Genomic DNA, 11,017 nt, shown 5'->3' on the forward strand with positions numbered 1-11,017 from the left:
GCACAAATCAAGCGCTCTTCTGCGACATGTAGTGGCCGGCGAACCGGTTGCGCAGTTCCATTTTCTGCACCTTGCCGGTGGCGCCATATGTCAGCGCGTCGATAAAGATGATGTCGTCCGGCATCCACCATTTGGCGATCTTGCCTTCCAGAAACGCAAAGATCGACTTCGCGGTGGCGGGCTCCGATGCCGCCGGCACCACAACAAGCAGCGGACGCTCTTCCCACTGGGGATGCGGAATGCCGATCACGGCGGCTTCCGCGACGCCGGGGCAGCCGATCGCCAGATTCTCGACGTCGATCGAGCTGATCCACTCGCCGCCGGACTTGATGACGTCTTTCGCGCGGTCGGTAATCTGGATGTAATTGTCCTCGTCCATCACCGCGAGATCGCCGGTGTTGAACCATCCATCTTCCAGCAACGGCTTTTCATCGCGGTAGTAACCGCTGAGAACCCACGGACCGCGGACCATCAGGCGGCCGCTGGATTTGCCATCCCGCGGCAGTTCGCCGCCGTTTTCATCGGCGATTTTCACATCGACACCGTATAGCGGCTGTCCCTGCATTGTCTTGCGGCGGAGTTGTTCCTCGGCAGACGCCTTCGCCACCTTGCGCGACGGCTGCGGCGTTGTGCCGGTCGGGCTTGTTTCCGTCATGCCCCAGATGTGATTGACCGACACGCCGAGGCGCTCGAAGCCTTCCATCATGCTGGGTGCCGGCGCCGATCCCGCCACCGCGATCCGCTTCAGTGTACTGGCGCCGCGTCCCTGCTCCGTGAAATGTTGCAACAGCTTGGTGTAAAGCGTCGGAACGCCGGCGGTCAGGGTCACGCCTTCGCTTTCGATCAGTTCGGCGATGCTGGCGGCATCGAGCTTCGGTCCCGGCAGCACCAGCTTGGCCCCGACCATCGGCGGTGTATAGGTAAAGCCCCAGGCGCCGTTGGCATGAAACATCGGTGTCATCGGCAACACCGTATCCTGCACCGTCAATCCGAAACTGTAGGCGCCGCTCGAGGTCAGGCAGTGCAACACGTCCGAGCGATGCGAATAGAGCACGCCCTTGGGATTGCCCGTCGTTCCTGATGTATAGAACAGCGACGACGCCGACAGTTCGTCGAACTCCGGCCAGACGAAATCCGGATCGCCCGTGGCGATGAAATCCTCGTAGCACTGCAGATCTGGAATGGTGGTCGCGGCGGGCATCGCGTCCCTGTCCACCATCAGGACCAAAAGGCGGACTGTCGGGAGATCCGGCGCGAGCTTTTCCACCAGCGGCAGAAACGAGCTTTCAAAGAAAAGGACTTTGTCCTCCGCATGATTGGCGATGTAGATGAGCTGCGCAGGGATCAATCGCGGATTGATGGCGTGCCAGATCGCGCCCATGCCCGTAACGGCGTGCTCAAGTTCAAAATGCCGATAGTTGTTCCACGCCAGCGTGGCCACGCGGTCGCTGTGCCTCACGCCCCACTGCCGCAAGGCACTGGCGAGTTGCCGGGTGCGGCGGGCTGCATCGCGATAGGTGTAGCGATGGATTGGACCTTCGACAGTCCGCGAGACGATCTCGGTATCGGCGTGGAAGCGGTCTGCATGCCGCAAGAATGACGACAACAGCAGCGGCTGATTTTGCATTAAGCCCTTCACGCCAATTCTCCCTGAATTACACACTGTCTTCCGATTTGCCCGCAAAAAAGCCGGCGCCATGAAAGACGCCGGCTTCGTTTCAGTGAAACTATTCCGACGTCGCGTCGAGGACGTCGCTGAACTGATCCCAGTTCTGGCCGGTCCAGCGCTGCAGCCGCATCTGCGTGAAGTCCTGGTTGACCGTGTCGCTCGTGTTGACCAGCACGCCCGGCAGCGCCGTCGGCAGGGCGATATTCTTGAGGTTCTTCGCCTGCTTGAGGATGTTCGCGCGCGACAGATCGTTGCCGCACTGCTTGATGATCTGCTCGAGGATCATCCCCTGCGTGTAGCCGAAGATGTAGTTGGTGTCGGAGATGTCAACGCCGGGCATGTATTTGTCGATGAAGGCGCGATAGTCCTTCATGCCCTTGTCGTTGTCCCATTTCGAATCCGTGGGATCCTTCGTCATTGTGCCGGCAATGACGCCAACGGATTTGTCCAGACCGGCCGGCTTCAAGGTGCCGCCAACAGAACTCGACGGGTAGTTCACGATCAGCAGCGGCTTCCACCCGATCTCGGAGGCTTTGCGAATGGCCTGGGCGGCGAACTTCGGCGTTCCGGCAACGAGCAGAGCTTCGGCGCCCGCGCTCTTGAAGTTGACGATTTGCGAGTCCACTGTCGGGTCCGCGATCTCGTAAGCGGCGGTGACCACGCGCTTGTCGAACTCGCCCTTCATCAGTTCCTTGAAGGCGTTGACGTAGTCCTTTCCGAGATCGTCGTTCTGATACAGGATCGCGTACTTGGCGTTGGGCAGAGTCTTGTTCAGGTACTTGGCGTAGATCTTTCCCTCGGTGTCGAAGCTGACAAGGCTTGTGGTGGTCAGGGGGAAATCCTTGACGTTGGTGAACTTGTTCGAGCCGCTGACGATGCCGAGCGCGGGCACGCCCCTGCTCGTCAGATACTTTGCCGTCGCGGTGTTTCCGGGCGTTCCCAACTGACCGAACATGAAGGCGACCTCGTCGCTTTCGACCAGCTTGCGGACATGCTCCACCGCTTTTGGCGGGCTGTAGGCATCGTCATAGGCGATGTAGTTGATCTTGCGGCCATTGATGCCGCCGCGGTCGTTGACCGATTGCACATAGGCAAGAACACCCCGCCCCACGAGTCCGATCACGGAAGCCGGACCGCTGAACGGAAACACGCCGCCGACCTTGATTTCGGTCGCCGTCACGCCGGGCGCGTCGGCCGCAACGGCCGTACCCGACAACGCCAGAACAAATGCCGACGCAAGCCTGAAGCTCTTCAACATCTTGACCCTCCCCTGAAGCAGCCGTCGCGCCATGATGACGAAGCCGGCGTTGCTGATGCACTGCGCCTTTGGGCGCTGTTTTGTCAGGATGTTACAGTTCTATTTTTGAACTGGTCAAGTCCATACAGCGCGATGACGGCGATGCCACCGGCGTGATATTGTCGAATTTTGAGCTATCTTTTTGGACTCTCATCGGAATTCCCGATGTCCGTCATCGTCAAATTACAGTTCTTTTTTAAAACTGTAATGATCGTTGAAGATGCGGCCGAGGCTCCCGCAGGCGACTACGGGAGGATTATCCGTTCAACTGGGATGCGATGATGAACTAGCGCGCAGCAGATGGAGGCAGGACGAGCGCCACAATCCGCGCCGGCACGCCCGCCTGCCCCAAAAACCTTGGGGTAACGACAAAATCGAATGTTGCCGCCCCCGGCGCGGCTGCCGCGACCTGCTTCAACCAGATCAGGCATGTCGCCTCATCCGGCAGACACATGCTCGCCCATCCCTCTCGCAGCGTCGCCGCCGACGGCATTTGCCAGACATAGTCCTGACCGAACGGCACTGTGAATTCCGGACGGTCCGGAGAGTAAAACGCCAGCGCCATCGTCAGCTTGTCTCCGCTGACAGTCCTGAGAGGCATATGCGATGCCTGCCGCCAGCGTTGCATCACCTGCACCGCGGCAAGACTGTAATAATTCCGGCCTTCGCTGAAGGGATGGCCGTTCCGGTACCAGGCGTGAACGGGAGCGAGTAAAACCGCGATCATCGTCAGTGCGAGAATCCCGGCGGCGAGCCGCCGTGTCTCGGCCCGGTCAACCGAAAATCGGGCCGCGCAGACCGCAACCAGAACGAACACAAACAGTCCCGGCGCCGCCCAGACCGCTGTCAGCGAGCTTTTCAGCACAAGGCTGACAAGAGGCGGAGCAGCGATCGCACCGATGGCGACCAACAGCAGCAAATACAGACCGTCATCCAGCGGCCTGAAGCCCCTGATATAGGCCCCGATCCGCGTCCGGATCATGATCGCCCATATCGTCATCGGCAGGGCCAGCGTCGCTGCCAGCCCGAGCAGGAAGTTCAGGCTGGAGACGATGGCGCGTCCCCTGCTCAGGCCGCCATGGACCGCCAGAGCGTAGCCCAGCGGACTCGTGCCTGACGTGAGCATCCAGTGGACGTGCGGTGCCAGCAAGGCGAGCCCGGCAAGCGCCGAAATCCACGGCGCCGACGAGAGAAAGTATGCGCGGCGCGCGGGGTGACAGATCGCGGCAAAGACAAACCCGGCAATCAGGAATGCGGAATAGTACTTCCCGAGGATCGCAAGCGCGCTCGCAAGACCGGCTGCGACAGCCCACGCGGCATGCCGGGTCTCGAACGACCGCAGAAAGCAATAGATCGCCAGCGGCCATACCGCGAACAAGACGGAGTTCGCGTTAAAGCGCTGCGCCTGAAACTGATAGACCGGCAGCAGCAGCAAAAGCAGCAGGATGATGGCGCGCTTGTCACCGCGGACAAACCGCCGCGCGATGAGATCAACGATCCAGAGCGCGGCCGCTGCGTTGACCATCGAGAGCAGGTGAAATGACCAGTCGCGGACCGGAAATACCAGCGTCCAGAGATGGGTCACCCAGCCCATCAACGGCGGATGCTTGGCTCCGCCCCAGTCCAGCACCCGCCCAGTGGCCCAGGCTTCGATAACATCGGGGTGCAGGTCGGCATTCTGGTAAGCGAGCGCGAGAAAGGCAGTCCACAGGACCACAAAAATCGCGAGCAGCAGCGGAACGCCCCACCTGTCCTCGACGCCATCGAGCCATCTGTCGAGAAGCGTGGCCACGGCGACATGTTGCGGCAGAGCGGGCAACGCAGCTTCCCCGTTATGGCGATTTTGCCTAGCTGACGCCATTTCACTTACCGGCGCCTCCAAACTCGTTCGGGCAAGAAACTTGCCTTGTTCGACAAAATTGGGTTCGTTCTGCAGCTTTGGAGTCGAGAGTAAGTGCCTACGTTCAGGATTGGTCGGATCGATAATGCAGCTTTTTTTGGATCGCGTAAGCCTTTCCCTCGTAGCGCTGCAGTGCGGTAATCCTGCCTAGCACCTCGCTGTTATCGTTGGGGGATGAAGCCGCATTGAAGATTTGATCTATCAGCCTCGTGCGCTCGGCGCGGATTTTCTGAAGAACTTCGAAATTTTCGGCCACCAGCCGTTCCCAGGATTCTGAAGCGAAAGTCTTTTCGTTCCGATTGGATGCGTCAATCAAGTTGCTCGTGGCCAAGCCGTGGCGAAGCGCGTTCATTTTTGAACGCGCTTTGCCTCTTTTTGTGCGCGGCCCGGTGCTCTTGGTGGCATTTTTCCGGTTGGCGGCTATTTGCTTTTCTGATGCCATTTCCTTACGTCCCGGGGGTGCCGTCAGACATTTTAGCCGTAGCCTTTGCCAGTTCTTTGGCGCGCGCTTCACACCGCTTCTCAAGATTGCCGAGGAACGACAGCAGGCGCTTCTGGGCCGATGCAATCAGACGTTCGATTGCGACGATCTCCGGCAACGCCTGTGCGAATGTCGCTGCTTCAATTGAATAGTCAACATTGTCGAAATCATTCACCGCCTGTTCACGGAATCGAGCATCGGAGAAGAAACGCTCTGTTTTCTCCGCGATTTCGTGCTTCAAAATGGCTTCTGGCGTTATCGGCGACCGGTCGGCGAGCATCACGCCGAATGTGTTCTTCACGGCCTGACGCGTGTGATTCCCGATCAGCTTCATGCGAGTTTGCTGGTAACGCCGAATCTCCCATGTCAGGATCGCTACATCATACACCTGATGGAATTCGATGACTGTTTCGGCACCAACCGCCTTGACGAGGCTGTCAAACAGCTCTTCGAAATCCTCCTCATTTTCATCCGGCAGCAGTGGCGGGAAGACGAAGTTCTTTTGAATGAACTTCGGCCACTTTGAGCGCGACGACTTAGTTGAGGGAGTAGTCGGTTTTACATCATTGCTCACGGTTCATCTCCTGCAAGTCACTGGTTGGATTCGCTAGCGACCTACAGAATCAAGAAATGTCCCGCAGAGGCGAGCATCCTTTATGGGAAAAACTGGGTAGACGCTTCCGTCGGGACTCTAGCGCCGGTAGATCCGGGTGGCTTGACGCACAATCGTGAGCGGCGTTACTCGCGCCAGATCGCGCTTTCGCAATACCGTATTAAGCGGCGGAAGAACCGATTCGACAAAATCGAGGAAATCGCCGCGTTCTTTGGAGACGCTCCCCTCCGGCGTCCCAACGTCCGTTACTCGCGTGATACGAGATTGATACCGAAGGAAGATCGAACCGAGATTCGCGGCTAAAGTTTCGTGGGCATCAATCTGGGGGCGGCCTTTGCGTCGCCATTGTCGAACGGTTCCTTGCGCCCGAATGGCAGAATTCCTGAGTCCGAACTCAGTTGGCGGTTGGGGAGCCTCCAAACCCTTAGCAGAAATGCGTATCGCATCCTGCCAAAAAGTGCCTGGCTTTTCTTCGCCGCGTTGATAGTGGCATGCGAGCAACCAATCGACCGCTCCGGGTAGCGTGGCACTCAGTCCTAAAGCAGGTTGCTTTGCAATTTTGGTCAGGGTTGCCATCATCACGCCAACCGGCATGGTGTCCATGCGACAGAGGGCTTCGAACAGAATGCTCGAAATTTCCTCAAGCAAGTCGTTAGTGGCCTCTTGGATGCTGTCGTCGAATCTCCGCTCGAAATCGCCCAGCTTCCCGTGCTCGTCGTCAAAGTGGAGTATCCCTAAAACGTCAGCAAAATGTTCCGACAACCATCCGCGAATATATACCGCGTCGGTTTCATAGGAAGATTTTTCGGCCAGTTGAGCTTTGTATAGCGTCGGCATCGAGCACCGATGGATTAACGAGAATCAAAGGAGTTATTCCGAAGCAATCGTTCCGGCGTAACTTTGAATGGATTCTGTTATCCACATCATTATTTTGTGAACAGTCGATCTGTAAGACGTTATGTCTAAAGTTTTCCGACGGCCTGCCCTGGCTATCCATCGGAATGTCGGCAACGTTCAAAACTGACTGCGGTCGATTGCATTGGTTCTGAGGTTTCCGTCCCTCCTTGAAATCAACTCGACCGTATAGCCTCGTGTCTCTGTAAACTCAAAAATCCGGTCTGCTTTGCTGGTCGAAGTTGATGGGCCAAACAACCCTTTTTCTCCGCACCAGATTTCTCCAGTAGCGTACTTCAGAACAAAAGTGCCTTCCGGCACATCCTGTTCAAAGGTCTCACCGCCGCGCAGATAGAATGTCATGATTGTTTTTGCGGTGACGGCATCCTCAAGTTTGATGAAATAGGACCCGCCCGGCCGTGTCCGAATGATGAGCGGAGAAACCCTAGCTGACCTGTCATAGTTTGCATAAAGTCCGCTTTGCGGTTGCAGATAGCTGGTGCAGGCGACGGAAGGTGTCGCGGTTCTTGTTGACCCGTCTGAAATCCAATCTGTCAGAACGGACGGCTTTATGGTGGCAAGCAAGCCCAGTCCAACCGCGATCGTGATAAAATATCGCATTGCATAGACTCGGCGCAGAAGGCGTTTTCTCAAGCCTTCTGGCAGAGCGGATCGACACTTGCCGCAATGAGGCAGCTTGGTCACACCGTAGGCACCAAGGCGGTTAATAGCCCCACACCTGGAGCAGGTTATTTCGCGAGTAGGAACGGGAAGCATTGGTAATTCTTCATTGTATGCAGTTCTGAACGGCGAACGCGCATTGCTCACTACCAGTGAGAATGCCGCCAGTCGGTCCAGCGTAGTTGAGCTTTGATACCCGGCCGTCCGTCATCACCACGTTCACGGTGCAAAACCTTCGGCTGGAATTTATGGTGGCAAGGCTCGTCGTCGTGGCCGCACCGGTCGCTGAGAACTGATTGCCTCGCCGCTCGCCCGAGATCGATCCATTGGTCTGCGCAAAGCCCGTGCCAATTGTGGTTGTGCGGTCATTGCCGGATCCGTATGACCAAACTTCCGTCGCTCCTTCGGCCGCTTTGGTTGAGGGCGGGCCCATACAAGCCAAGACTTGCTCCCGACGCAGGCCAACCATCTTTTCCTGCGCGCCCTGCGCGACGACCGCGCGCTGCACCGCGCAACCAGCTAGCGCGATCGCGCCGCTAACGAGCCATGCCCCTTTGAATAGCTTCATGCCATTTCCCTCGTACAATCCCATGAGCTTTACATATTATAGTTGGTAACATTAAAGTACATACCTCTTGCACGATGTCCGCATGGATATGCGCAAGCTAGTAGGGGAAAATTTCAAAAGGATCAGGCTTTCGAAAGGACTGACCCAGGAGGAATTCAGCGCGCTTTCCGGCTTCAGCCAACAATACATCAGTGGGCTGGAGGGAGGCCGCCGCAACCCGACTGTCGTCACGCTCTACGAACTGGCTACCGCACTTGGTATCAGCCATTTAGACCTGTTGAGACCGACGGCGGGGCGCGGCCGCTAAGGCGAATTCTCTTATGGCGAAATATTACCGTGCCGAACCCGATTAGACTGCGACGAACGGGAAACCCGCCAAAGCTCTGTGGCTACCGAAAGCGGCTCGATCCCTTTGCTTTGCCACCAGATCTCTTCCCTTCCCGTACGGTGATTTTCCCGGTGATGAGCCCGACAAAGCGGCACCGTAAACTCATCACTGGTCTTGCGACCCATGGCCCGAGGTTGCGCAAACCTTAAATGATGGGCGTCGGAGGGAGATCGTTCACAGATCAGGCAAGGCTGCGAGGCGACAAACCGTAAATGGACCTTGTCGCGAAGTCGTCGCGGTTCGCTCAATGCGAGTTCGCTTTTGTCGATCTTTGGCATTTTAGCATCGACAAACGGAGTTGTCGCGATTGTTTCAACAAACTCCAGGCCGGGTGCGATGCGCTCTCGGGTTCGTTTCTTATTTCTTGACTCTTTCCGTCGGGCCTTCGGAGATCTAACAGACGTTGAGATATGTCGGGATGTCAATCGAGTATCGTCATTCGGTGCGCTGTCTGAAATCGTTGGGTGAGTAGAGCTTTCACGTTCTTGGTCTTGAAGCGCAGCCATCTTATCGCTGAATGCTTGCTCTATGAGCTTCGCATCATTCGTCATAAGGCGATTTTTTGCTTTGAGAATTCTGGTTGCGCATGCGTGCAGGTCTTCGTTCGTTGTCAATGCATCAATGTAAAGTTGAATTTGAAGCCGGGTTGAGCATGAAGTGTCGATATCCAGTTTGTCCTGAGCGACAGCAGCTGGCGCCTTGGCGAGCCAGAGAGGCGTCAGCGTTTTGAGAATTTCTATTCTGAAAATCGGAATCGGATTCTATTTTGCGATTTCCTTCCGGATTCTGCATATCAGGCGCGTCTAGATCATCTTCTCCCGCGATGCCAACAAGCGTGAACAAGGCATAGCGCCGCGCGTAAGTCAGTGCGGCTCCCATTCGTCGTGGTGCGGAGGTGTCCGACAGTTGGCAGACAGGCCAGTCTGACGAAATCCATTCTCCGGAAGTGTGGATCAGGGTCGTTGTCAGATTGACCAAACCATTCACCCGATCGATATCGGTGGTTTGGGCAACCGCAATTTGTTGGCCGCCTAAGGTTTTACGAACAATTTCTAGTCCGCTAGCTAGTGATGCATAACGGAATGCCTGGGGATTATCGGCACGGTTATTGTGGTGAATCATGCCAACCGAGGATTTTTCCGGATTGGAAAGTTCCGTCTGAGCCTTGGCCAGAGCGGTCGCGATCGCGGCCACGCTTTCACTAGAGCGATGCATGAGTACCCTCCATGTCTACTACGTCGAAGGTCACCGCGCCCGATTTGGAGCGTTTGGCGCGAATGCCGTGCCCCATGGCCTCTTTGGCATCCTCAGGCATGAGAACTTTGAGTTCAGTCTTGGCCCGCTCGTGGTCGAGATGAGCCCTGCGTGTTTCAAGATAAAGGGATGCAAATTCAGCCCAGGAATTGGAGGCGCTCATATCGACTACCCGGACGGCTTCAATCCGCGGCTTGGGTGGCTCACAGTCGAACAGTGCCGGCGGTTCACCGGTCTTGACCGCGTGCCAAAAGGCCTTTTCCGCGGCAATCAGGACGGTTTGGTAGATCGGATCGGCCTCGATCGTAAGTTCGACCCATTTTCCGCCACCATTGATGATCGACAACACCGACATGTTGGTTTCGGCAACCAGCATGTTGTGCTGTAACTGTGCCATATGCTTTTCGGCGGCGGCCTCTTCCGAAAACGCCCAAGGCAACATGAATTTTGCCTCGAAAACGGCGCCAGTTGCTTCCACCAGCCCATCTAGGGTAGCTGCCATCCAAGGCAACGCCCGGTGAATGGCGTGGCGCTGGACGGCTACGATGCGATGCCCTGATTGGCGCTCAAACCAGCGCCGATTGAGGTCTTCCGTCACATGTCCCAATTGAACGATCAACTCACCGGAGAGATCAGGTCCAGCCGCTTCGCCGCGTTTTTCGCGCCAGAGGCGCTGTAAAGCCTTATCGTCCCTGCCCATGATGATACGAGCATCCGAGCCGCCTATGAAATGGCGCCGATTGATAGTGTGGACTTGCTTCTTTTCAGAAACTGGCACTGGTTAGCCTCCGAGTTCGGTTTGGGGTAAGAATGCAAAAATATGCACATATCCTTAATCAACATTTTCTGTTGAACCAAACAAACGGCAACATGTCAACGAAAATTTCTTACACAATAACGGCGGGCCAGTGCCGCGCTGCGCGTGCCCTACTGGACATCACGCAGCCGGCCCTCGCAGAAATGGCTGGCCTCGGACTGTCGACGATCGTGGATTTTGAGAGGTCTCGGCGTGATGTGTCGCGGGACGCTGTTCGTGCTGTCCGGGAGGCGCTAGAAGCTGCCGGAGTTCAGTTTATTGCGCGAAACGGAGCGGGGCCCGGGGTGCGTTTGCGTAAATAACTTACGACAACCGGGACGAGCGACAACCTTGTTTAGGCACCATAGGCATGACTACGAAATCAAAACCAGCCGCGCCCGGTGCGTCGGCTGCAATCGACCTTGGCTAGATCGAGCAGGTTTACTAGTCCGAAGGCCGGACGGTCCAGAGAATGA

The 11,017-nt window shown here is 56.7% G+C and carries 13 protein-coding genes; 2 read left to right on the top strand and 11 right to left on the bottom strand.

What is annotated here, in order from left to right; all coding sequences use genetic code 11:
• Positions 1-7 precede the first annotated feature (7 nt).
• From HMPREF9696_RS05875 to HMPREF9696_RS05910, 8 genes are all read right to left on the bottom strand, one after another.
• Positions 8-1,627: a long-chain-fatty-acid--CoA ligase gene (locus HMPREF9696_RS05875; RefSeq protein ID WP_002712047.1), complete on the bottom strand. Its 1,620-nt coding sequence runs from the start codon at positions 1,625-1,627 to the stop codon at positions 8-10.
• Positions 1,628-1,727: 100 nt separating this feature from the next.
• Positions 1,728-2,927: an ABC transporter substrate-binding protein gene (locus HMPREF9696_RS05880; protein ID WP_002712048.1), complete on the bottom strand. Its 1,200-nt coding sequence runs from the start codon at positions 2,925-2,927 to the stop codon at positions 1,728-1,730.
• Positions 2,928-3,252: 325 nt separating this feature from the next.
• Complete coding sequence (locus HMPREF9696_RS05885) at positions 3,253-4,758, bottom strand: glycosyltransferase family 39 protein (RefSeq protein WP_040301846.1); 1,506 nt, start codon at positions 4,756-4,758, stop codon at positions 3,253-3,255.
• 172 nt (positions 4,759-4,930) lie between these two features.
• Entirely contained in the window at positions 4,931-5,308 is a 378-nt protein-coding gene (locus HMPREF9696_RS05890) for a hypothetical protein (protein ID WP_002712050.1), read from the bottom strand.
• A 4-nt stretch (positions 5,309-5,312) separates the two neighbouring features.
• The gene (locus HMPREF9696_RS05895) at positions 5,313-5,921 is read right to left on the bottom strand and encodes a hypothetical protein (protein ID WP_002712051.1); all 609 of its coding nucleotides are present in this window, start codon (positions 5,919-5,921) and stop codon (positions 5,313-5,315) included.
• A gap of 117 nt (positions 5,922-6,038) precedes the next feature.
• Positions 6,039-6,797, bottom strand: a complete 759-nt coding sequence (locus tag HMPREF9696_RS05900) for a hypothetical protein (protein ID WP_002712052.1) — start codon at positions 6,795-6,797, stop codon at positions 6,039-6,041.
• Between the two features lie 177 nt (positions 6,798-6,974).
• The gene (locus HMPREF9696_RS21020; RefSeq protein ID WP_002712053.1) at positions 6,975-7,475 is read right to left on the bottom strand and encodes a hypothetical protein; all 501 of its coding nucleotides are present in this window, start codon (positions 7,473-7,475) and stop codon (positions 6,975-6,977) included.
• A 166-nt stretch (positions 7,476-7,641) separates the two neighbouring features.
• A complete protein-coding gene (locus HMPREF9696_RS05910; protein ID WP_002712054.1) occupies positions 7,642-8,103 on the bottom strand; it encodes a hypothetical protein in 462 nt (153 codons plus the stop codon).
• An 82-nt stretch (positions 8,104-8,185) separates the two neighbouring features.
• Between HMPREF9696_RS05910 and HMPREF9696_RS05915 the strand changes: the two genes are divergently transcribed.
• Positions 8,186-8,410 (top strand): helix-turn-helix domain-containing protein, encoded by a 225-nt coding sequence (locus HMPREF9696_RS05915; RefSeq protein ID WP_002712055.1) that lies wholly within the window; start codon positions 8,186-8,188, stop codon positions 8,408-8,410.
• Positions 8,411-8,421: 11 nt separating this feature from the next.
• On the opposite strand, the gene HMPREF9696_RS22245 is transcribed toward HMPREF9696_RS05915, so the two are convergent.
• From HMPREF9696_RS22245 to HMPREF9696_RS05925, 3 genes are all read right to left on the bottom strand, one after another.
• A complete protein-coding gene (locus tag HMPREF9696_RS22245; protein WP_002712056.1) occupies positions 8,422-9,042 on the bottom strand; it encodes a DUF968 domain-containing protein in 621 nt (206 codons plus the stop codon).
• Positions 9,043-9,109: 67 nt separating this feature from the next.
• Positions 9,110-9,706 (bottom strand): ERF family protein, encoded by a 597-nt coding sequence (locus HMPREF9696_RS22195; RefSeq protein ID WP_002712057.1) that lies wholly within the window; start codon positions 9,704-9,706, stop codon positions 9,110-9,112.
• Positions 9,693-10,445, bottom strand: a complete 753-nt coding sequence (locus HMPREF9696_RS05925) for a YqaJ viral recombinase family protein (RefSeq protein ID WP_430642316.1) — start codon at positions 10,443-10,445, stop codon at positions 9,693-9,695. Before HMPREF9696_RS05925 ends, HMPREF9696_RS22195 begins: the two co-directional genes overlap by 14 nt.
• 170 nt (positions 10,446-10,615) lie before the next feature.
• Between HMPREF9696_RS05925 and HMPREF9696_RS22015 the strand changes: the two genes are divergently transcribed.
• Positions 10,616-10,864 carry a helix-turn-helix domain-containing protein gene (locus tag HMPREF9696_RS22015; RefSeq protein WP_040301852.1) on the top strand — a complete coding sequence of 83 codons (249 nt, stop codon included), beginning with the start codon at positions 10,616-10,618 and terminating at the stop codon, positions 10,862-10,864.
• The last annotated feature ends 153 nt before the right edge of the window (positions 10,865-11,017 follow it).

This window comes from Afipia clevelandensis ATCC 49720, assembly GCF_000336555.1.
GTDB classification, from domain to species: Bacteria; Pseudomonadota; Alphaproteobacteria; order Rhizobiales; family Xanthobacteraceae; genus Afipia; species Afipia clevelandensis.

Excerpts from the sequence above, each read along its gene's own strand:
- HMPREF9696_RS05875 (WP_002712047.1), bottom strand. The coding sequence starts at position 1,627 with ATGCAAAATCAGCCGCTGCTGTTGTCGTCATTCTTGCGGCATGCAGAC.
- HMPREF9696_RS05880 (WP_002712048.1), bottom strand. The coding sequence starts at position 2,927 with ATGTTGAAGAGCTTCAGGCTTGCGTCGGCATTTGTTCTGGCGTTGTCG.
- HMPREF9696_RS05890 (WP_002712050.1), bottom strand. The coding sequence starts at position 5,308 with ATGGCATCAGAAAAGCAAATAGCCGCCAACCGGAAAAATGCCACCAAG.
- HMPREF9696_RS05900 (WP_002712052.1), bottom strand. The coding sequence starts at position 6,797 with ATGCCGACGCTATACAAAGCTCAACTGGCCGAAAAATCTTCCTATGAA.
- HMPREF9696_RS21020 (WP_002712053.1), bottom strand. The coding sequence starts at position 7,475 with ATGCGATATTTTATCACGATCGCGGTTGGACTGGGCTTGCTTGCCACC.
- HMPREF9696_RS05910 (WP_002712054.1), bottom strand. The coding sequence starts at position 8,103 with ATGAAGCTATTCAAAGGGGCATGGCTCGTTAGCGGCGCGATCGCGCTA.
- HMPREF9696_RS05915 (WP_002712055.1), top strand. The coding sequence starts at position 8,186 with ATGGATATGCGCAAGCTAGTAGGGGAAAATTTCAAAAGGATCAGGCTT.
- HMPREF9696_RS22245 (WP_002712056.1), bottom strand. The coding sequence starts at position 9,042 with ATGACGAATGATGCGAAGCTCATAGAGCAAGCATTCAGCGATAAGATG.
- HMPREF9696_RS22195 (WP_002712057.1), bottom strand. The coding sequence starts at position 9,706 with ATGCATCGCTCTAGTGAAAGCGTGGCCGCGATCGCGACCGCTCTGGCC.
- HMPREF9696_RS05925 (WP_430642316.1), bottom strand. The coding sequence starts at position 10,445 with ATGGGCAGGGACGATAAGGCTTTACAGCGCCTCTGGCGCGAAAAACGC.
- HMPREF9696_RS22015 (WP_040301852.1), top strand. The coding sequence starts at position 10,616 with ATGTCAACGAAAATTTCTTACACAATAACGGCGGGCCAGTGCCGCGCT.